The organism is Lysobacter sp. N42 (assembly GCF_004344885.1).
The window spans coordinates 210,903-232,001 of the sequence record NZ_SKFB01000005.1 but is presented as its reverse complement, the minus strand read 5'-3'; the positions used below and the strand labels follow the sequence as shown (position 1 = coordinate 232,001).

The following is a 21,099-nucleotide window of genomic DNA, read 5'->3' as shown; positions in this document are numbered from 1 at the left end:
ACTTCTGCGTTTCACTCGGTTATTCAAATACAGTAGAATACTTGTTTGCAGAAAAGTTCAGTAATTTTTGGAGTAAATAATGACGACATCGGTTAGCGATGCGCTTGCGATGATTTCGCGAGGGGTCGACGAGGTATTGTTACCTGAAGAATTGGAGAAAAAATTGAGTAAGGGCAAGCCTTTAACGGTAAAGGCAGGCTTCGACCCAACTGCTCCCGACCTTCATTTGGGCCACACTGTGTTATTAAATAAACTGCGTGTTTTTCAAGATCTAGGCCATCGTGTCATTTTCTTGATTGGCGACTTCACAGGCATGATAGGCGATCCCACGGGAAAAAATGCAACCCGTAAACCTCTTAGTAGGGAAGACGTAATTGCCAATGCTGAAACTTATAAAGAACAAGTGTTTAAAGTTCTCGACGCAGAAAAAACCGAAGTGCGCTTTAACAGTGAATGGATGAACGAGCTTGGTGCTTCGGGCATGACAAAGCTAGCTGCGCGACAAACCGTTGCTCGTATGCTCGAACGTGACGACTTCAAGAAGCGTTACAAAGAAGGCCAGGCTATCGCGATTCATGAATTCCTTTACCCACTTGTTCAAGGTTGGGATTCAGTAGCGCTGAAGGCGGATATCGAATTAGGTGGGACCGACCAACGTTTCAACTTGCTTATGGGTCGAGAATTGCAGCGTGAAGAAGGGCAAGAGCCGCAGACTGTTATTACGCTTCCTCTCTTAGAAGGCTTAGATGGTGTACAAAAAATGTCGAAGTCTTTAGGCAACTATATCGGCATTACAGACGCACCTAACGATATGTTTGGTAAGGTTATGTCAGCTTCTGACGACTTGATGTGGCGCTACTTTGAGCTTCTAAGCTTCAAGTCTGATCAAGAGCTTGCTGAAATTCGCGAAAAAGTAGAGCAGGGCATGAACCCTCGTGATGCGAAGATCATGCTAGCGAAAGAACTTATTGCACGCTTTCATTCTCAGGAAGATGCGGATAAAGCAGAGCAAGACTTCATTCAGCGCTTCCAAAAGAATGCAATTCCAGACGATATGCCAGAAGTAACACTAACGTTAGAAGAAGAACAGTTAGGGTTAGCCTCGGTGCTTAAGCAAGCAGGTTTGGTTGCCTCTACTTCGGAAGCGATGCGCATGATTAAACAGAACGCTGTGAAAATAGATGGTGAGAAAGTTTCAGACACCAAGTTTAGATGTGAATTGAATAGTGAGCACGTTTATCAGGTAGGCAAACGAAAGTTTGCAAAAATTAAGCTCTAATAAATTAAACTCAAATAAAAAACCCGCCGATTGGCGGGTTTTTTGTATCAAGTTTCTGCTTACAAGCGGAAGGTTCGAATAGAGTCTTGCATTTCCGCTGACAACCGCGCCACTTCAGCACTTGCCTCGTCGGTTTGAAGCGCTCCTGATTCTGCTCGTTCTGCAATTGCAACGATTTGCTCAAGCTTCTCACTAATCTCTTGGCTTGTTGCGTTTTGCTGCTCTGCGGCAGTAGCAATGTGCGTACTGCTGTCAGATGCTTGATGAACAGAGTCGGTAATGGCTTGCAATGCCGCAGCTGCTTCTTCGGTTTGCGTAACACAAGTTTCTGCCTGCGTACGGCCTCGGTCCATCACCTCAACGGCACGCCCAGAGTCGGTTTGTAGGCTTTCAATCATAGACTGAATTTCTTCTGTAGACTGCTGCGTGCGGCTTGCCAATGTGCGTACTTCGTCGGCAACCACTGCGAATCCACGACCTTGTTCACCTGCACGTGCAGCCTCGATAGCAGCGTTTAGTGCTAGCAAGTTAGTCTGGTCTGCAATGCCTCGGATTACGTCAAGAATACCGCCTATGTTCGAGCTGTTTTCTGACAATTGGTTAATCACTTCAGAGGCATTTTGAATTTCGCGAGCAAGACCTTCAATCGTTCTGCGGTTTTCGTCAGAAATAACCTTCACGCGACCTGCTTCTTCGTCCGAATGCTGAATTTCGCGTAACGCGTCGGTTGCAGCGCGTGCAACTTCAGCGGAAGTGCTTGTCATCTCTTGTGTCGCTGTAGCTACCTGTTCAACTTGGCTACGCTGCTCTTGGATAGCATTGCGGCTTTCGGCTGAAACTCCAGACGACTGCTCGGCTGCAGTTGCAAGCTGTGTTGCTCTTTCTGAGATGCCTTCAATAAGCGCTCGTAGGTTATCGATGAGCTTATTAACATAGGTCGCCAACTCGCCGAACTCATCTTGGCCAGAGTCATCCAGACGCTGCGTTAAGTCGCCGCCAGCTAGAGTATCTAACACCGTGTTAACTTCGCTAAGTGGACGGGTAATTGCACGAACAGTAAGGAAACTAATACCCGCTGCAAGCGCTATAGATACGATGGTTAGAATAATATTAATAACACTGCTACGCGTGATGACACTTTCCGCATCGGTTTTAGTTTGATCCGCAATTTCTTGAACCTGGCTTTGCAACGTAGCTAAGTCTTGCAGAAGCGTATCCATTCTGTTGGCGTTGTTTGAAACGATCTCATTCGCACGCTCTCTTAGACGCAGCGCTCTTTCCTTGGTTTCTACTAAGCTACCACTTGAACCAATTAAAGAGTCCTGCGCAGATTGCATGTCTCTTTGCACATTGCCAAGAAGTTCACTATTTGGAGCTAGTGCGCGAACTGCTTCGAAGCGTGTCGCTAGTGTTTCTTGCGCAACTTGGATTTCGCTGCGAATAATTTCGGCGCGACCCAGTTCTTCTACTTCCAAGAAGTCATAACCTAGAGTGATCAGGCTGTTTAAAGTATTTTCTAACTGACCTGCTTGGTTAAATAGCTCTCGAGAAATACCGTCTTGGTCTGTGAAGTCGATCAAACTCATAGCGGCGTCGCCAGCCGAGAATTCAACGTCGAGAATAAGGTCTTCGGTGCTTGCTGTTAGCGTAAGGTACTGTTCTTGAGCGTCTATAACCTCAAGAGTTTCACGAGTAAGGTTCGTCGCTCTGTTTTCTACTTCTTGAATGTTTGTACTATGACCGGCTTCGCGAAGAATTCTGTTTAATGTGCTAAACGAACGCTCTAATTGGTTTTGGTTTTCCTCAAAACGCGTTCTAGCTTGTGTAACAGCGTCCACATCTTGCGCGTAGAACGTTTCAAGCTCGATATTACTGATTTTCAGTAGTTGAGCTTGAACGTCGCCTGCACCCGTCAGTGAAGGTACCGCAACTGTATTAACTTCTTCATTAGAGGAACCAATGCTGCGTAAGCCAACAAACGAGCTTACACTTATCACGAACAGTAGTGCTGTGATTACAGCAAAGCCACCTATAATTCGCAGGGCAACAGTTATCTTCATAAACAGCTCCAAATATAGCCGGTGTCTTGGTGTTCATCGCAAGCTTGCTTTTAGTCGCAATTGGCTAGCGAAATTCTTTCTTGCTTGCTCCAGTCGTAAATGGTTAGGTTTTCACCCCACACACAACCAGTGTCTAATCCTATAATATCGTTTCGCTGAGTTTTTCCAGCGAGCGCAGCCCAATGACCAAAAAAAATAGTTTGAGGGACTGCTGGCCAGAAAGTATACCACGGTTCTAATGGCTCTGGCTTTGCTTTGTCAGTCGGTGCTTTCCAGCTCAACTCTAACGACTGATCGGGTCTTAAATACCGCATACGCGTTAAAACGTTGATTATAAATCGGTATCGGTCTAATTCAGATAAACTTAAGGACCAATTTTCCGGTTTGTTGCCATACATATTTTCTAATATTTTTTTGAAATCTTTTGACTGTAAGGACTTACTAACTTCATCCGCTAGCTGACTGGCGAGTTCTAGGTTCCAAGCTGGGTGGATTCCAGCGTGAACAATCGCAAATTTATCCGATTTTTTGTCGAGTAAAGGTTGCTCTCTTAACCAACTTTCAATCAAGTTGAATTTGGAGCTCGAAAGAATGGCTTGAGTATTGTCCTTTGGGTTTTGTGGCTTTATGCCATGGGCAACGGCCAAAAAGTGTAGGTCATGGTTGCCCAAGACACAGCGAAACGAATTCCCCAGCCCCATTAAATATTCAAGTGTTTCGAGTGCTCTCGGTCCTCGACCAATAAGGTCACCTACCGACCACAATGTATCTTTACTGGGGTTAAACTGTAATTCCGCAAGGAGCTTCTTTAATGTGCGCTCACAGCCATGGATGTCTCCGACAATGTATGCGCTCATAATAACCCTTTAATTTAATGCAGGAGTGTAGGAACAGCCAAACGAAAGCACGGAATAGGAATATCGACAGGGTTGCTGTCATTTAAAGTGATGATGCCGTATTGACCTTCCATAGTTCCAATTGGAGTTTTGAGTACAGCCCCACTGGTGTAACTGAAAGACTTACCCGGACCTATCATGGGTTGTTGGCCTACCACACCTTCGCCAGATACTTCAGTTACTTTGCCGTCCGCGTCAGTAATTGTCCACTCCCGGGTGAGCAGCTGAATGACTTCTGGGCACTGATTGGTAATCGTAATGGTATATGCAAATACGTAGTAGTCTTCATCAGGTTTAGACTGACCAGACAAGTACTTGGTTTTAATCTTTAAGCCAACTTCTACTTCACTCATGTTTTAACTTTGCTGTTCTACCCAATTTGCTATTTTTACAAAATCACTCACGGCTAGTGTCTCAGGGCGTGCCGACGGCGATAGCCCTAACTCAATGATTTGCTCTTCAGACATTAATTTCTTCAAGTTATTCCGCAGTGTTTTCCGGCGTTGATGAAAAGCCGTATGACAAACATGATTCAATGTTGCCAAATTCTCTACTGGATAGGGAGGGTTTGCATAAGGGGTTAGCCTAACCACTGCCGAATCGACTTTTGGGGCTGGTGTAAATGCATGAGGCGGTACATGAAGTACAGGCTCTACTTTGCAGCGCTGCTGTACCATCACCGACAAGCGGCCAAATGTTTTGCTACCAGGACCCGCCGCCATGCGGTCAACGACCTCTTTCTGCAGCATAAAATGCATGTCTTGTATGTGTTCCGCAGAATTCAGTAGATGAAAAATAAGTGGGGTTGAAATGTTGTAAGGCAAATTACCAAATACACGCAAGGGTTGCCCTAACTGTTCACTAAGTTCTATGAAGTTGAACTTCAGCGCATCACTACGGTGAACAATAACTCGATCGCCAATAGTGGGGTGGCTTTCTAGTCGGTCGGCTAAGTCGCGGTCGAGTTCAACTACATGCAATTTCTGAATGCTTTCCGCGACTGGAAGCGTTAGTGCAGCCAGGCCAGGACCTATCTCAACTAGAGCCTCACCATCTTGGGGTCGAATGGCCGCAACAATATTGTCGATAACTTGTTGGTCATTCAGAAAGTTCTGACCAAACCTTTTTCGGGCTCTGTGACCGTCTAATGAATTATTCATATTTTTTACTCTTCACCATCGAGATTGCTTGCTCAATGGCTAATTTAAAACTGCCTATGTCTATAGCTCCGCTACCCGCGAGGTCTAATGCGGTTCCATGGTCTACTGAAGTGCGAATAAAGGGTAAACCAAGGGTAATGTTCACAGCGTTGCCGAACCCTTTATATTTTAATACAGGAAGGCCTTGATCATGAAACATGGCGAGAACAACGTCTGCATCTTCTAAGTATTTAGGCTGAAACAATGTGTCCGCAGGAAGAGGACCTGAAAGGCGGTACCCTTTCTCTTCTATTAAGGCTTCGAGTGTCGGTGTAATAACCTCTATTTCTTCTCGGCCTAAATGCCCGCCTTCACCTGCATGTGGATTAAGCCCACACACTAGAATATGTGGTTTCTTGATACCAAACTTGTCTTGCAAGTCGTTGTGAATAATATCAATAACCTTGGTTAAACGATCTTGAGTAATGGCTTTAGAAACGTAGGCTAAGGGTATGTGAGTAGTTACTAACGCCACTCTTAAGCCTTCGGTAGCGAGCATCATAACGACATCTGAGCATCCTGCTTGGTGGGCGAAATATTCGGTATGCCCACTAAACGCGACGCCGGAGTCGTTAATAATGCCTTTATGTACAGGTCCGGTGACTACAGCATCACATTGTCCGTGCAGGTTCATCTCACTCGCTACGCGCAATGTTTCTACCACATAAGGACCATTTTCAGCGTTTAGAGTGCCTGGTTCTACTTGCGTTGCTAGTGAAACGTTATAAATAGTCACTTCACCGGCTTCAGATGAACGAGCAGGTTGGCTTACATCGAAGTCTCGAAATGTCAGATCAATTCCACGTTGCTGCGCTCGTTCTTGAAGGAGTTTTTTGTCAGCGATAACGACAAGTTCAGCCGGCCAATCAAACTGGGCCAGCTGAACCACTAAGTCCGGACCTATTCCCGCAGGTTCACCCGGAGTTATCGCTAAACGTGGTGTCATTCGGTTACGAACTCTACGTATGCTTCGTCTCTAATTTCCTGTAACCAAATGTTAAGTTCTTCACTGAACTTACGGCGATAAAGTAACTGTTGTGCGCGCTCTCGAATACGCTGTTCTGTAATGTCTTGAGTTCTGCGCTCGAGTACTTCCACAATGTGCCAGCCATGTGTACTTCTGAAAGGCTCACTAATTACGCCAATTTCCATACTCTGAATACGGTCACGAAACTCAGGTACAAATACGCTTGGGTCTGCAAAGCCTAAGTCACCGCCATTTTGCGCTGAACCTGTGTCACTTGAGTGTTCGCGTGCTAGTTCAGCAAAGTCTGCTTCACCACTTTCTAGTTGCTGTTTAAACTCAGAAAGCATCTGTTGAACACGCTCTTCAGACAAAATAACTGAAGGGCGAATTAAGATGTGACGCGAGCGCACTTCTTCAACCTGAGCCTGTTGTAATCCTCGAACATCATGAACTTTCAAGATGTGATAACCCACGCCGCTTCTTAATGGACCAAGAACTGCGCCAGGTTGATTGTTTGCTTCAACTGCTTCTGCGAACAAAGTAGGCATGGCGTTTAAAGTGAGCCATCCCATGTCGCCACCCTCAAGAGCATTCGACGCCGACGATGCAGATATAGCTATATCTTCAAACGGTTCTCCTGCTTCTAGCAACTCTAGAACTTGTTCTGCACGAGCTAACGATGCGTTCATATCTTGCTCGCCATTTTCGTCTTGGGTACGAATAAGAATGTGGCCGATGTTGTATTCCGTTTGAGAACCGCCTTGCTCTTTAATCATATTCACGAGCATGTCTACTTCTTGCGGACTCATGTAAATACGACGCTGAATAGCAATACGCTGTACTTCTTGAATCACAATTTGCTTGCGAATGTCTTCTCGATACGCTCTCCAGCTTTGACCTTCTCGCTCAATTTGGGTACGCATTTGGTCTAGTGTTAAATTATTTTCACCGGCAATACCCGTGATTGCTTGGTCTAGTTGAGCATCGTTAATGACAAGGCCCATGCGTTCCGCCATTTGAAGTTGCAAAGCTTCTGCAATCAGACGCTCTGTAACTTGGGTTCTAAGCGCTGAGCTTGAAGGCAGTGAGCGGCTTGAAGCCTGAAGTTCAGAGCGTACTTTGCCCATCATATCTTGAACTTCGCTTTCCAATACTACGCCGTTGTCCACGACAATTGCGATGCGATCGCTCATCTGTGCATTGCTTGGTGTACTTGTCACCGAAAATGCCAAGATCAAGCTGGCGATCATTACCTTAAATTGCTTCATACTTCTTCCATCAATCGTTTAAATAAAAAGGTCTTCGGTATCCGAAAATACTTTGTTGCAGCATATTAATTATTCCGCCACCACCGCCCAGTCCAGTTAACATAAACTGTAAACTTAACCCGTTGTCGAAACGTGCGTCAGGCACGTTATCGCCAGGAACCGTAATGTCGAACCTACGGTTTATGCGACGGTAAGCACTTAGTCTCAAAGACCAGCAACAACTTTCATACTGTAATGCGAGAAGAGCATCCATAGTCGTGCCTTCTCTAATGTCTTGGTATAAATGTGACGCGAGCACCCAGTCTTGGTTTAACCGCCACGCCGATACCACACCTACTTGCTCCACTTGCTGGTTGGCTTCGGTTAGGCCACGAACACGTCGATAGTTAAACTGTACCAAGTTCTCGCTATCTTTTCGATATTCTGCGGCTAGTCTTGCCTTGCGCGCCAATTCTAAGGTCGTGTCGTATTGAATTGCGCTACTAAAATACCAATTGTCAGACACTCGGAAATCAAGTTCGCCAGAAAGTTCCGAATTACTTGCAGTTATTCTGCTCGACTCGTCAAAAAGTTGTGTTTGGCTTTCGTCCAAGTAGAAAATTTGTCCCAAACTAAACCGAAGTAATTCTTGGCCTGTATCTGCGAAATAGCTGGTTGAGGCTCCAAGCGTTACTTGGTGTGCGTCGGCTATACGGTCTAAGCCAGCAAATCGCCTTGGGCGGAATAGGCTGTAGTAGTCGTCTTGAATTAAAATAGTGTCGTATATTCCTATTTCGCTTTGGTCTTCATATGGAACATACAAGTATTGTATTTGGGGAGATAGCGTTTGCATACGTCCGCTCTCGTCGAGAGAACGTTCTAAATGAATACGAGCACGCGCTCTAAGCTGAGGCAAACCGCGAGTAATTGACCGGTCTCTTCCTGAAAGGTCATTACTTTGTTCGTAATGGGTAAGGTAGTAGCTTAAGTCACTTTCAACGTCCCAGCCGGGTCTTTGCCACGCAAATGAAAGTTTTGGTTCTAAGTGTAAGCGAGTGGCGTAGTCATCCGCGTTTTCTGAATTACGGAAATGAGTAAACTCACTGAATAAAGAGACTTCTGTATGGTTGGCAAATGGCATCGTTTGCATGTAGCTGATACGAGGAACTGTTCTGTAAGGGCTGGTGTATGGCCCTAACATTTGGAAGTCTTCTATTTGAAACTGAGCTTCTATATTTTCGGCTTTGTAGTTAAGTTGCGCGCGGCGATATAAATGGGCGTCTGCCCGATTGGCAAACTCGCTGGTAAAGTCGTTGATATACCCGCTATCACTAACCTCCATAACTTCGATATAGCCCGTAAATTCATCGTTAAACTCAGTAAATGACTCGAGTCTGAAGGCATATCGGTCAGCCCGATCGTCTTGCTTTTTGTCAGAGCTTAAATACTCGATATTAAATTGATTGGAGGTGGTTTCGTCTAAGGTTCGATACTCGGTCATCATCATTAACCCACGTTCACTCATGTAGCGTGGGGTAATTGTGAGGTCTTCATTCGGCGCTAGGTTAATGTACCAAGGTGTCTCAACTTCAATTCCGTTTCTTGAGGTACTTTTCACTGTCGGGTAAAGCAGTCCTGTTTTACGCTCGTCAGTGAGTGGAAAAGTAAACTTAGGAATATAAAGTAGGGGAATATTAAACACTCTGAACTGAGCATTCCGAGCCGTTCCCCACGACTCTTGCTCGTTCATTTCAATGTCTTGAGCAATAATTTGCCACGCAGGATTTTCTCCGGGACAAGTGGTAAAACTACTTCCCCCCAAACGAACACTGCGTTGTCCAGCTTGCGCATCAATGTCGATAGACTCGGCTCGACCATGCGCGGAGTTTCTCAACATGACATACTCGGCTGCGCCTACGTGCGCATTCTGCCGCTCCATGTCAGCTGTAATTTCCTCTGCTCGAATTGCAATGTAGCCGTCACCGTATCGAATACCGTCAAAGGCTTTAATTTCTCCGGTAAACTGATCTACTTCTGCGCTCTCGGTGAGTAACCATTGGTTTTCCTGCCTGAAAGCGACATTACCCGAATATAAGGCGTTTCGGTTGCCGGTAATTTCCGCATAATCAGCCCATACATCAACACTACCTGGCTGACTCTCACCATTGAAAACCTCATCAGATGGCAGCCAGTCTGGGTCTGCAGAACATTGCTGAGTAAAAAGTGAAGATGACGACTGAGGTTCTTGGTTAGACACGGGCGAACGCGTATCAAGTGCTTGTGCATGGGCACTTAATGATACGGCAGATGCAATTAGAATAGTGAGGTGTCTAACGACCATTGAAACTCATGTTGTTTATCTATTTTATAACCGCCTATGATAAAGCAATTTTCTTCATGCGGCTATTTGATAAGATGCCATTTTAAAGGCACGAAAAAGTTTTTATCGTGTTCTCAAAATATTTTAACTTCGAGATCCTTTATGAGTAGTGAAAATCGTCAAGAGTTCCTGAAACAATGGATAAATAAAAGTGAACTTATATCGATTGAAAACATAGAGTTGCTAGCGGGCGATGCCAGTTTTCGTAAGTATTTTCGAGTTTCAGGGAAATTGAGAGATGATGCAGAGAAAAGTACGTTAGTTCTAGTTGATGCTCCACCTCCTGAGTCTTTAGAGCCGTTTGTGTCTGTGGCGATGGCTTATGAAGAACAGGGTGTTCGGGTTCCGCGTATTTATCTTTCAGACGAAAACCTCGGCGCAATGTTGCTTGAAGATATTGGAGATCGTTTACTGCTTTCAGATACCAACAACAATATTGAAGCCGTTACGCAAAGGTATAAACAAGCAATTGATTTGTTGCCGGGAGTTATGGCTGTTACAGGCACTCGCCAAGGCGATTTACCGCCCTACAACGAAGAGCTGCTGGCGCGCGAAAACGCATTGTTTAAGGACTGGCTACTCGAGCAGTATCTGGGTTTAACGCTGGATCATGAAGAGCTGAAGCTGTGGACCGAGTTTAGTACTCAACTTACTCAGAAAGCTCTTGCTCAGCAACAGGTTGGCGTACATCGTGATTATCACTCACGAAACCTTATGGTAAACGAACAGAACGAACTCGTGGCTATCGACTTCCAAGACGCGGTAGTTGGACCTATTAGTTATGATCTGGTGAGCTTAGTGAGAGACTGTTATGTAGATTGGCCAGCAGAACTTGTCGAGAACTTGCTGGGATATGGTTTCGATACTTTAAGAAAGCACAACTTATTAAACTCTTCATGCAGTGCCGCACAATTTCAGTCTGATTTCGACTGGATGGGTATGCAGCGTCATACTAAAGCAAGTGGTATTTTTGCACGGTTGTTTTTGCGAGACGGCAAAGCGGGTTACTTAAACGATATACCTCATACTGTGAATTATTTATTAGCTGTTTCAGCTCAATACCCTGAATGTGCCGAATATCATGACTGGTTAAAAAGCAGAGTTGTACCGGCATTAAATAAGGTTAGCTCATGAAAACTGCGATGATTCTCGCTGCGGGGCGCGGCAAACGAATGCAGCCGCTAACGGACCATTGCCCTAAGCCATTGCTTAAGGTCGGAGGGAAGCCTCTTATCGTTTGGCATATTGAGAAATTGAAGCGCATGGGCGTTACCGACATTGTTATTAATGTTGCTTGGTTGCCTCAGCAAGTCATTAGTACGCTTGGAGGTGGCGAACGTTGGGGCGTTAATATTCACTATTCAGAAGAGCCGGAAGGTGGCTTGGAAACCGCAGGCGGTATTGTTCGGGCACTGCCTATGCTCGGTGACGCTCCTTTTATTGTTGTAAACGGTGATATTTGGACTGATTTCGACTTTCAGCGCTTTCCTGAGCTGCCCTCGGATGAGCTTGCTCACTTAGTGCTGGTTGAAAATCCGAGCCATAACGAAAGCGGAGATTTCGGTTTAGTGCAAAACAAAGTTGTGAACAGTGGTGCTAGGTATACGTTTTCCGGAATGAGCGTGCTTCGTCCTGAACTATTTACGGGTATCACCGACTCTTTTTTAGCGCTCAAACCCATTTTTGATCAAGCAATTACTGGAGGCTATGTTTCTGGTCAATTATATCAAGGGGCTTGGACTGACGTAGGCACGCCGGAACGGTTGCAGGCGATCAACGCATCAATTGAGGAAAGTGAGTAAACGGTGACGGGAAAAATACTGGGTATATTGTTAGGAGCTTTGTTGGCCAGACTACCTGGAGCTGTCGTCGGCTTTCTTTTGGGCGCTTGGTTCGACTGGCAGTACGGCAAAAATCTATACGGCAAAGGTGGCTTTGGTGCCTTTTTTGAAGGTGATAAAAAGGCGGAAAGTGAAGCTTCATTTTTGTACGCGCTGTTTTCTGTTGCCGGCCATATCGCTAAAGCGAAAGGGCATGTCACGCAACAAGATATTCGAGCGTCACAAAGTTTAATGGAAGAGTTTGGTTTAGACCGAACTTTTACGAAGGAAGCTCAAGCTGCATTCCGAGAGGGGAAAAGTAAAGACTTTCCGGTGCGCCAGGTCCTCAAACAATTTCAGGAAGATCATCACGGCCGACGTGACATGCAATTGCTCTATTTAGAGTATTTAGTTGGGCTGTCTGTCGCTGCACAATCTCACGACAACCAAACGCTAAAAACATTAGTTAGAGCAGCCTCTTACTTAGACTTTGAAAAGGCCGATGTTGAACGTTTTATAAGTATGGTTATCGGGCGGAAAAAGTTCGAGCGAAACGCTTCAACACATAAACAACGCAATACTGAGCGTTTAGCTGCGGCTTATGAAGCGCTTGGGGTTAAAAGTCAGTGTAGCGACGAAGAACTGAAGCGAAGCTATAGAAAACTGATGCGAGAACATCACCCTGATAAGCTCGCGTCACAAGGCCTGCCAGCCGAAGTAGTGAAGTCTGCGACTCACAAAGCTCAAGAAATCCAGTCGGCTTACAATTTTATTAAGACGGTAAGAGAAAAAAGTTAGAACCCTTCGTAACTTAGCCAACCATAAATGACTTGCGCAAATGTATGCTCATTTTGACGATGGGTTTGTGGGCTTAATCCGCGTTGGCGATAACCCATATGTTGGTAGCGACTGGCTAACATGACTCTGCGCTCGGCTTCTTCTAAACTCCAATGGGTTGCTTCTGAACTTTGAAGGTCAAGCGTAGGAATGTCGAGTCGAGCTAATTTTCGACTCATCTCACGATTGAGCTGCCATTGCGGAATATTAGGATTAATCACTACTAACGCATCAATATCAGTAAGTTCACCGCGACTTATTAAGTCTATAACTATGCCTGCTGAAACCCCTTCGCTAATAAGAATCCTAAAGCCAGGTTCATCCGCTAAATGAGTCATTACAGCTTCGACACGAGTAAGTACTTGCTGCCTAATGTCATCAAGCTCACGGTCCTCTGCTGCGGTTGGGTACGGAGTACCATTCTCGGTTTGCCATGGGAAGGTCGATAAGTCAGAAGTGGGCGCATGAACTGCTAAGGTTTCCCAGCCATACTGTGGCATGGCTTGGTAAGACATTTTTGAATATGTTGTTGTGAGTGGGTGAAAGCCCCAATCCGGAAGAATAATGGCTGCTCCGCGTAAGAAAGGAAGCTGGTTTTCTCGATGCAAAACTAAATAGCGCGATTCTTCACTATCACCTAACCAAAAGTATTCGTGCGGCGGCAAATAATAGGCAAGATCGTCTTGCCCGGCCTGTAAAGGCTGGGAAATATAAAAGATTATAAATAGCGGTAACATTAAGTATTTGCTCATACGTTTAGTATCGGCAAAGACTTAGATATCTGGAATGATTTAACGAAAAAATGCGACGTTTAAAATGGTGTCGGAATCTCGAAACACATGGGTTCGTTTGTTATGGGGTGGTGAAACTCAATTTCTCTTGCATGCAACAACAACCGCGGTGATTGTTTAACTGCGACGGGTTCACCATATAATCGGTCACCTAAAATCGGATGTCCTAAAGACAACATATGAACGCGCAATTGGTGAGAGCGGCCCGTAATAGGTTTGAGTTCTACTCTTGTTGAGTTCGTTTGATGCGACAACACTTTGAAGTTCGTTTGCGCAGGTTTTCCTTCTTCGTGATCAACCATTTGCTTAGGTCGGTTGGGCCAGTCACACCGAAGAGGTAAATTCACCATTCCTTCATGTTCTGCGAGCTTCCCCAACACTTCTGCTTCGTAGGTTTTATGCACGGTGCGTTTTTCAAACTGCTTACCCATTTCACCTTGAGCTTTTTTATGCAAGGCCATAACAAGTATCCCAGAGGTAGCCATGTCGAGGCGATGAATAATTCGTGCGCTGGGTAAACTCGTGGTTACTCGGGTGTATACACTGTCTTTATGCTGAATATCTTTGCCTGGGACGGTGAGTAAGCCGGGCGGCTTGTTCACAACTATGATGTCTTCGTCGCGGTAAATAAATTCGAGCCAAGGCTCCGTAGGTGGGTTATAGACAAACATGACAGCCTCGTTGCGAATATGCGGCGAATTGTAACAATGTTTTCAAAAAAATTTAATCGATGTCATTACTTTTTAATCTCGGTCGGCTATGGTTAAAGTAACTACAACAAAAAATAATCGAGGCAAAAACTATGGCTGAAAGCGGTGGGAAATATTACCTTCTCGACACCAATATCCTGTTACATGAACCCCTCGCATTTCTTAATTTCCAAGAGCACAACGTTGTTATTCCCATGGTTGTTCTGGAAGAACTAGACCGCATTAAAGATCGCCAAAAAGACGTCAGTCGAGACGCCCGTGTAGCTATTCGAGCATTAGAAGATGCGTTAAGTGACGCCTCACCTGAAGATATTACAGCAGGTGTACCGCTGAAAAATATGGCAGGCGAACACAAAGCCCAAGGTACTCTTTCTATCTTCCCCGACTTCCAGCTGCGCCAAAACGAATCGGAACTTTCCCTAAGCGAAAACGATCATCGTATTATTCAAGCTGCTCTGGAGATGCAGAAAAAGCACAAGTCAGCGAGAGTCGTACTCGTTACAAAAGACATCAATATGCGCTTGAAGGCAAAAGGTGCGGGCGTGAAATTGGTGGAGGATTATCGTACCGACCAGCTAATTGACGATATCCAATTTTTAACGAAAGGTTTTTACCAATTTGAGGGCGATTTTTGGTCTAGCGTTGGTGATGTCACTAGCGAACAAGATGGACGTGACACTTACCATTTCTTGCCCCGTGAAGTATTTCCGTCGCTGTTCCCAAATGAGTATCTAATTGATGAAGAGGGCGCTTTTGCGGCGCGAGTAGAAAGCTTTACCGACACGCATGTAAAAATACTTGATTTAGGCCATGAGCGGCTGATGGCTCAACGGGCTTGGGGAGTTGCACCGAAGAACATTTACCAAGCTATGGGTATGCAGGCGTTACTTGACCCTACGTTAGACTTAGTCATCCTGACTGGTCCTGCAGGTTGCGGTAAAACCATTTTAGCCTTAGCAACAGCTTTAGAGCAGGTTATTGAGCGTGGCATTTATGAAAAAATTATTGTTACGCGTAATACCCCTGAAATTGCTGAGTCTATCGGTTATTTACCGGGCACTGAAGAAGAAAAAATGGCGCCTTGGCTAGCGGCGATTACGGACAGTTTAGAAGCGCTCCATAAGCAAGACGAAGACATGGAAGTAAGCCTGAACTACATTATGCAAAAGGCTAATATTCAGTTTAAGTCGCTTAATTTCATGCGCGGCCGTAGTATCCAGAACGCTATTGTTATTCTCGACGAAGCTCAAAACCTCACTGCTTCTCAACTCAAAACCATTGTAACGCGCTGTGGGGCAGGAACGAAGATTATTTGTTCAGGTAACCTTGCGCAAATAGACAGCTATTATCTTACTGCTGTGACGTCTGGCTTAACCTACATTGTAGAACGATTTAAAAACTACCATGGTAGCGCCACGATGAACTTAAATGGTGTTGTACGTAGCCCGTTGGCACAGTACGCAGAAGAGAATTTATAAGTTTCTAGGTGTAAAGTAGCGTAACGCAATAGAACCGTTCGCTAAATAAATGAGGCTAAATGGGGCTGGCTCTCCTAACTTTAATAGCGCTGGTCCCGTAGGCTCCATAATAAGAAGCTCAGCACCAGAATTTCTTATCGTTGTCTCATGATTTTCTGGCGATATGGCAACGGCAAAAACTGCGTGTTGAGGTAGATAAACGATAGCCATTTCTAAGTTAGGCATAAGGTTTCTAAGGATTGATGCCAGTAAAGTCACCTTACTGTCGCAATCACCTTGGTTGCTTAATAAAACATTCACGGGCGACTGAAAACCTGCACCATTGCTCTCCATACGATTAGAAAGCTCGTTATACGGTATAGACTGCACAAAGCTACTAATAACTTCGATATATTGGCGTGGTGTAGCGCCGCCTAAATACTGATAAAAAGCTGTTGCCAGCGGTGCTACTGCCTCTTCTGACTCTCGCGCAATTCGAACATGGTCTGGAATGTAGCCTGAAATATTTGGTGGCATTGAAATTCGAGTTAAATAATTCTCAGACAGGATGTTGTCAATTTCTTGCTGTGCTTGTGCGTGCATAAGCCGGATGCGACGCGAACTTTCCTCTTCATTTCTTATGTTGGGATTAAAGGTCACGTGTTCGCGCGAAGAGTCATAAGAGATATGCATTTGAAACCAGTCTCGGCTTCGAGCATAGCTCTGTAATGGCCGAACGATGTCACGCTGAAGGCGCGCAGGACTTAAATGTCTCAGATTGTTGGCGGCAAAGTTCTTTTGTTCTTTGTCTAGAGTGAATGATATCTCGTGTTGCCTTTCGTATTGGTCTTCCCAAACATAGTGAAAAGAAGTGCCGCTCTCAGTTGACGTCGTTTCAAACGCGAGTTGTTGTGCGTAAACAACAGGGGAGAGGAGAAGGGCAAAACAGGTGTAAAGCAAGACCCCGCGATAAATGGGTGAAGATACTCGCGAGGTCGCCATAAAGTTAAAGTTAAAACTTAACTTCGCTAATGGGCGCGTCTGCAAACTTCAAATCGACCTGGAATTCAACGCCGCCTGCGTTCACGAAAAAGTAGAGCTTTTCGCGCTTAAACAATTCGCTGAGATAGACATTTTTTACCCCAGGACGACGGTCTGGTTTCCAGTCCGTCATTTCTACGCCGTACCGGCTAACCAGAATATTGTCGAAGCGTTCTGGTGTAACGAGCAATAACTGCTTGTTCTCGTCTATTAGCGTAATGGTGTTCCCCGTAATGCGGTACGGTTCTTCTTGTCTGTACAAAGCTAACTCTCCTCAATAGGTTTCTGCTATCACTATAACTAAAGTTAATGAACTCGCCAAGTCATTGAAACTTTGTTGTGGTGTTCTCGTTTTCAGAATGTATTTGCCTAATTTTCCTAGTTCGAGAAAAAGTCTTCCGCAATTAAGCAGGCGGAAACGCTGTCTACCTTATCTTTGCTCAGACCTTTAAAGCCATACTCAGAAAAAATCTCTTCCCGAGCACTTACCGTTGTTAGTCGCTCATCTTGTAGCTCAACTTGAATGCCAAATCTGCCGTGTATGCGATTCGCGAACTTTCGTGCTTGCTGTGTAAGCAGTTGCTCGGTTCCGTCCATATTGAGTGGCAAACCCACGACGCATAAGTTTGGTTGCCATTCTTTGAGTAGCTTGTCGACAAGCTCCCAATTGGGCTTGCCTTCATTGGCTTTTAGGGCTGCCAATGGCGTAGCGCTTCCGGTTAGACTTTGCCCCACAGCAACGCCAATGCTTTTAGTTCCGAAATCGAACGCCAGAATAGTGATCGCGTTGCTCATGAATTAGGCGTGTCCCGCTTGGCTACTTAACTGCCACATGTCGATACCCAGCTTGCTGGTAGCCTTCTCCCAGCGCTCGTTGCTTGGGGTATGAAACAGGATGTCGGCGTCGGCCGGAATAGTTAGCCAGCTGTTTTCCGCAATTTCTTCTTCCAGTTGGCCAGCTTCCCACCCAGCATACCCCAGCGTAAGCAAGTAGTCGTGCGGTGCGCTGTCAGAGCCAAATGCCGCCAATATATCTTTGGAAGTTGTGACCATGATGTCGTCGCTCAACTGTAAGCTACTTTTCCAACCTTTTTGTGGCGTGTGTAAAACGAAGCCACGGTCGGTCGCAACTGGGCCTCCAGCGTAAACTGGCTTGTTGTCTAACTTTGCACCCTGCGGAGGAGTAATCTCAATTTGCTCTAATAGTTTAAGCAAAGAGAACTCTACCGGTTGGTTCACAATCAAGCCCATGGCCCCGTCTTGGTTGTGCTCGCAAATATAGGTTACAGACCGATTAAAAAAAGGGTCTTCTAAACCTGGCATAGCAATCAGGAAATGGTTTTGAAAGCTTTCAATCGTTTCTGTCAAAAGTACCACCTAGTTCACGTCTTCAGTTGCGCGTGAAGTCTGCTTCAATTGCCTCAAAGAACTGCTTTGCAATGTTAATGTCGAAGGCCGCTTCAATTTCTCTCATGCAGGTAGGGCTGGTGACATTAATTTCAGTAATTTTATTACCTATCACATCCAACCCAACTAAATATAAGCCTTTCTCTTTCAGGATTGGACCGATAGCTCTTGCTACTTCCCAGTCAGTGTCTGAAAGTGGTTGCGCACGACCTGTACCTCCTGCGGCTAAGTTGCCTCGCGTCTCACCTTTACTCGGAATTCGCGCTAGTGCGTAAGGTACTGGCTCGCCATTAATAATCAGAATACGCTTATCGCCGTCGACAATTTCAGGCAAAAACTGCTGCGCCATCGCGTATCGAGAACCATGCTCTGTTAGGGTTTCAATGATGACGCCTAAGTTGTTTCCATCAGGATTCACTTTAAATATAGACGCACCGCCCATGCCATCAAGCGGTTTCATGATAACTGTGCCATGTTTTTCATGGAATTTACGGATTTGCTGAGCGTCGCGAGTGACTAAAGTTGCTGGAATATGCTCGGGGAACCAAGCTGTGAATAGCTTTTCGCTGCAGTCTCTAAGACTCTGCGGATTGTTAGCTATCAGTGCGCCGTCTCTTTTCGCAAGGTCGAGTATGTGTGTCGCATAAACAAACTCGGTATCGAACGGTGGATCTTTGCGCATAATAATGGCGTCTAACTCACCCAGCTTTATTGTTTGCTGCTCACCCAAGGTGTAGAAATCTTGATTTTGGTCCCGAACTTCTAAGCTTTTTACTTGACCGTAAGGCGTGCCATTTTCAACGAATAAGTCTTTAAGTTCTAAATAAAATAAGTCATGCCCTCGGCTCTGACCTTCGAGCGCAAGACGAAAACTGGTGTCTTTGTAGGGGGTAATAGTTGCGATGGGATCCATCACGATGCCGATACGAGCCATACACACTCCGAAAGGTTATTGAAGGTCTCCAAACTTTAATTGTAACGCGGTTAAGGCTGCGAGCGCAGCAGTTTCTGTTCTTAAAATACGCGGACCTAACAGCACGCCTTTTGCACCTTGCGTTATACAATGTTCTATTTCTTGTTCACTCAGCCCACCTTCAGGGCCAATAACGAGCCCGAATGCATCTGATTTATCGAGTTGAGCAATACTATGTTTCGCAGTTGGGTCTAACACTAATACACGTTGTTCTGAATTCTGCTGCAACCATTGTTCTAGCGTAATAGCAGGATTCACTTGCGGCACGAAATTCCTACCACTTTGCTCACAGGCGCTAACCACTATTTTTTGCCACTGTTGCAGTTTCTTTTCTAACCGTTCGCCTTGTAGCTTTACTGTGCATCTTTCTGTAAATATTGGGGTTATTGTGTGTACGCCAAGTTCAACGGACTTTTGCAATGCAAAATCCATACGGTCACCACGAGAAATACCCTGCGCCAAATGAATACGAATAGGTGACTCTGTTTCAGTGGGCTGTTTGCTCTCGATGGCTACCTGAACATGCTTTTTCGACGCCGAAGTAATAGTTCCGAAATAACTACAATGATCGCCACAAAATAACTCTACTTTTGCTCCATCTGTTAGCCGAAGAACGCGACCAACATGGTTAGCGGCATCAGGATCTAATGCTATATTTTGCCCCACCTGAAGTGGGGCTGAATGGTATATTCGTGGAACTCTCATGCTTACACAGAGTTCTTCAAAAGTTCAGCTTTGTCGGTTTTTTCCCATGGGAACAAATCACGACCAAAGTGACCATATGCTGCAGTTGGCTTATATATCGGACGTTCCAAATCGAGCATTTGAATAAGCCCGTATGGACGCAGATCAAAGTGCTCACGCACCAACTTAATTAAGGTCTCTTCGCTGTATGGGCTAGTACCGAAAGTATCGATACTAATTGATGTTGGCTCAGCAACTCCAATCGCGTAAGACACTTGTAGCTCACAGCGGCTAGCTAAACCCGCTGCAACAATGTTCTTAGCAACATAGCGTGCAGCATACGCGGCACTGCGGTCTACTTTTGAAGGATCCTTACCTGAGAACGCACCACCACCGTGGCGTGCCATACCACCATAGGTATCTACGATAATTTTTCGACCTGTTAGACCGCAGTCACCCATAGGCCCACCAATAACAAAACGGCCTGTTGGGTTGATGTGGAACTGAGTATCTTTATGTAGCCACTCTGCTGGAAGCACCGGCTTAATAATGGTTTCCATAACCGCTTCACGTACTTGCTCTAACGTAACGTCTTCGCTGTGTTGAGTAGACAGTACTACTGCATCAATACCTACTGGCTTTCCGTCTTCATATACAAATGTAAGCTGACTTTTTGCGTCTGGTCGCAACCATGGCAATTCGCCTCTACGAACTTCAGCTTGTCGCTGTACTAGCTTGTGAGAATACATTACCGGTGCTGGCATTAGCTCTTTGGTTTCATCAGAGGCGTAGCCAAACATCAAACCTTGGTCGCCTGCGCCTTGTTCCGCAGGGTCACCGCGGTCAACTCCTTGGTTAATGTCAGACGACTGTTTACCGATTGCATTCAGTACCGCACAGCTACTTCCGTCAAAACCCATATCTGAATGGGTATAGCCGATGTTGCGAACAGTTTCGCGGGTAAGCTCTTCGATATCTACCCACGCAGACGTATTGATTTCGCCACCTACGAGAACCATGCCGGTTTTCACGAAAGTCTCACAGGCAACTCGCGCCCTAGGGTCTTGTTCTAGAATCGCATCTAGCACTGCATCAGAAATTTGGTCGGCAATTTTGTCTGGATGTCCTTCAGAAACCGATTCTGAGGTGAAAACATGACGTGTCATAAATTTGTGTACTCTTTATAGGTGGTAGGTTCGTAGTTTCAACTGTTACGAAGCAATTTGCCAAGAAGACTACCCGAAAATAAAAAATAAATCTAGTTTTAGACGTCTAAAAGTCTAAATAGAGAAATATCCCACGCTTTAATTTGCGCCAAAACGGCAGATGATAGACAATATCGCGCCATGCG

21 protein-coding genes are annotated in these 21,099 nt (G+C 45.4%); 5 read left to right on the top strand and 16 right to left on the bottom strand.

The features are described 5' to 3' along the window. The first annotated feature begins 79 nt into the window (after positions 1-79). Positions 80-1,279 (top strand): tyrosine--tRNA ligase, encoded by a 1,200-nt coding sequence (gene tyrS, locus EYQ95_RS12015; protein ID WP_111916199.1) that lies wholly within the window; start codon positions 80-82, stop codon positions 1,277-1,279. A gap of 59 nt (positions 1,280-1,338) precedes the next feature. Here the strand turns inward: tyrS and EYQ95_RS12010 are convergent, their stop codons facing one another. The 7 genes from EYQ95_RS12010 to EYQ95_RS11980 are packed head-to-tail and all read right to left on the bottom strand — an operon-like array spanning position 1,339 to position 9,905. Further along, positions 1,339-3,339: a methyl-accepting chemotaxis protein gene (locus EYQ95_RS12010; RefSeq protein ID WP_111916198.1), complete on the bottom strand. Its 2,001-nt coding sequence runs from the start codon at positions 3,337-3,339 to the stop codon at positions 1,339-1,341. A 50-nt stretch (positions 3,340-3,389) separates the two neighbouring features. Continuing rightward, positions 3,390-4,196, bottom strand: a complete 807-nt coding sequence (locus EYQ95_RS12005; protein ID WP_111916197.1) for a symmetrical bis(5'-nucleosyl)-tetraphosphatase — start codon at positions 4,194-4,196, stop codon at positions 3,390-3,392. 14 nt (positions 4,197-4,210) lie between these two features. Continuing rightward, a complete protein-coding gene (apaG, locus tag EYQ95_RS12000; protein ID WP_111916196.1) occupies positions 4,211-4,588 on the bottom strand; it encodes a Co2+/Mg2+ efflux protein ApaG in 378 nt (125 codons plus the stop codon). A 3-nt stretch (positions 4,589-4,591) separates the two neighbouring features. Beyond that, positions 4,592-5,395: a 16S rRNA (adenine(1518)-N(6)/adenine(1519)-N(6))-dimethyltransferase RsmA gene (gene rsmA / locus EYQ95_RS11995; protein ID WP_111916195.1), complete on the bottom strand. Its 804-nt coding sequence runs from the start codon at positions 5,393-5,395 to the stop codon at positions 4,592-4,594. Further along, entirely contained in the window at positions 5,388-6,380 is a 993-nt protein-coding gene (gene pdxA / locus EYQ95_RS11990; RefSeq protein WP_111916194.1) for a 4-hydroxythreonine-4-phosphate dehydrogenase PdxA, read from the bottom strand. The genes rsmA and pdxA overlap by 8 nt, the downstream gene beginning before the upstream one ends. Then, positions 6,377-7,669: a peptidylprolyl isomerase SurA gene (gene surA / locus EYQ95_RS11985; RefSeq protein WP_111916193.1), complete on the bottom strand. Its 1,293-nt coding sequence runs from the start codon at positions 7,667-7,669 to the stop codon at positions 6,377-6,379. Before surA ends, pdxA begins: the two co-directional genes overlap by 4 nt. 10 nt (positions 7,670-7,679) lie before the next feature. After that, positions 7,680-9,905: an LPS-assembly protein LptD gene (locus EYQ95_RS11980; RefSeq protein WP_165924714.1), complete on the bottom strand. Its 2,226-nt coding sequence runs from the start codon at positions 9,903-9,905 to the stop codon at positions 7,680-7,682. Between the two features lie 225 nt (positions 9,906-10,130). On the opposite strand from EYQ95_RS11980, the gene EYQ95_RS11975 reads away from it, so the two are divergent. The 3 genes from EYQ95_RS11975 to djlA are packed head-to-tail and all read left to right on the top strand — an operon-like array spanning position 10,131 to position 12,646. Further along, a complete protein-coding gene (locus EYQ95_RS11975) occupies positions 10,131-11,162 on the top strand; it encodes an aminoglycoside phosphotransferase family protein (protein WP_165831997.1) in 1,032 nt (343 codons plus the stop codon). Beyond that, positions 11,159-11,830, top strand: coding sequence for an N-acetylmuramate alpha-1-phosphate uridylyltransferase MurU (murU, locus tag EYQ95_RS11970; protein WP_111916190.1), 672 nt, complete (start codon positions 11,159-11,161; stop codon positions 11,828-11,830). The genes EYQ95_RS11975 and murU overlap by 4 nt, the downstream gene beginning before the upstream one ends. 3 nt (positions 11,831-11,833) lie before the next feature. After that, complete coding sequence (djlA, locus tag EYQ95_RS11965) at positions 11,834-12,646, top strand: co-chaperone DjlA (protein ID WP_111916189.1); 813 nt, start codon at positions 11,834-11,836, stop codon at positions 12,644-12,646. Here the strand turns inward: djlA and EYQ95_RS11960 are convergent. After that, positions 12,643-13,437 (bottom strand): DUF3530 family protein, encoded by a 795-nt coding sequence (locus EYQ95_RS11960; RefSeq protein ID WP_111916188.1) that lies wholly within the window; start codon positions 13,435-13,437, stop codon positions 12,643-12,645. The genes djlA and EYQ95_RS11960 overlap by 4 nt on opposite strands. A 59-nt stretch (positions 13,438-13,496) precedes the next feature. Then, positions 13,497-14,147, bottom strand: a complete 651-nt coding sequence (locus tag EYQ95_RS11955) for an RluA family pseudouridine synthase (protein WP_111916187.1) — start codon at positions 14,145-14,147, stop codon at positions 13,497-13,499. A 131-nt stretch (positions 14,148-14,278) separates the two neighbouring features. Between EYQ95_RS11955 and EYQ95_RS11950 the strand changes: the two genes are divergently transcribed. Continuing rightward, positions 14,279-15,664 (top strand): PhoH family protein, encoded by a 1,386-nt coding sequence (locus EYQ95_RS11950; protein ID WP_111916186.1) that lies wholly within the window; start codon positions 14,279-14,281, stop codon positions 15,662-15,664. On the opposite strand, the gene EYQ95_RS11945 is transcribed toward EYQ95_RS11950, so the two are convergent. The 7 genes from EYQ95_RS11945 to metK form a co-directional block, all read right to left on the bottom strand. Beyond that, the gene (locus EYQ95_RS11945) at positions 15,659-16,690 is read right to left on the bottom strand and encodes a hypothetical protein (protein WP_132327493.1); all 1,032 of its coding nucleotides are present in this window, start codon (positions 16,688-16,690) and stop codon (positions 15,659-15,661) included. The two genes, EYQ95_RS11950 and EYQ95_RS11945, sit on opposite strands and share 6 nt — an antisense overlap. Then, the gene (locus EYQ95_RS11940) at positions 16,656-16,946 is read right to left on the bottom strand and encodes a hypothetical protein (protein ID WP_111916184.1); all 291 of its coding nucleotides are present in this window, start codon (positions 16,944-16,946) and stop codon (positions 16,656-16,658) included. Before EYQ95_RS11940 ends, EYQ95_RS11945 begins: the two co-directional genes overlap by 35 nt. A gap of 116 nt (positions 16,947-17,062) precedes the next feature. Next, entirely contained in the window at positions 17,063-17,479 is a 417-nt protein-coding gene (gene ruvX, locus EYQ95_RS11935; protein ID WP_111916183.1) for a Holliday junction resolvase RuvX, read from the bottom strand. Between the two features lie 3 nt (positions 17,480-17,482). Beyond that, positions 17,483-18,052 (bottom strand): YqgE/AlgH family protein, encoded by a 570-nt coding sequence (locus tag EYQ95_RS11930; RefSeq protein ID WP_243699906.1) that lies wholly within the window; start codon positions 18,050-18,052, stop codon positions 17,483-17,485. A gap of 22 nt (positions 18,053-18,074) precedes the next feature. Continuing rightward, positions 18,075-19,025 (bottom strand): glutathione synthase, encoded by a 951-nt coding sequence (gene gshB, locus EYQ95_RS11925; protein WP_111916182.1) that lies wholly within the window; start codon positions 19,023-19,025, stop codon positions 18,075-18,077. 15 nt (positions 19,026-19,040) lie between these two features. Beyond that, a complete protein-coding gene (locus EYQ95_RS11920; protein ID WP_111916181.1) occupies positions 19,041-19,769 on the bottom strand; it encodes a 16S rRNA (uracil(1498)-N(3))-methyltransferase in 729 nt (242 codons plus the stop codon). A gap of 2 nt (positions 19,770-19,771) precedes the next feature. Then, complete coding sequence (gene metK / locus EYQ95_RS11915; protein ID WP_111916180.1) at positions 19,772-20,914, bottom strand: methionine adenosyltransferase; 1,143 nt, start codon at positions 20,912-20,914, stop codon at positions 19,772-19,774. Positions 20,915-21,099 lie beyond the last annotated feature (185 nt).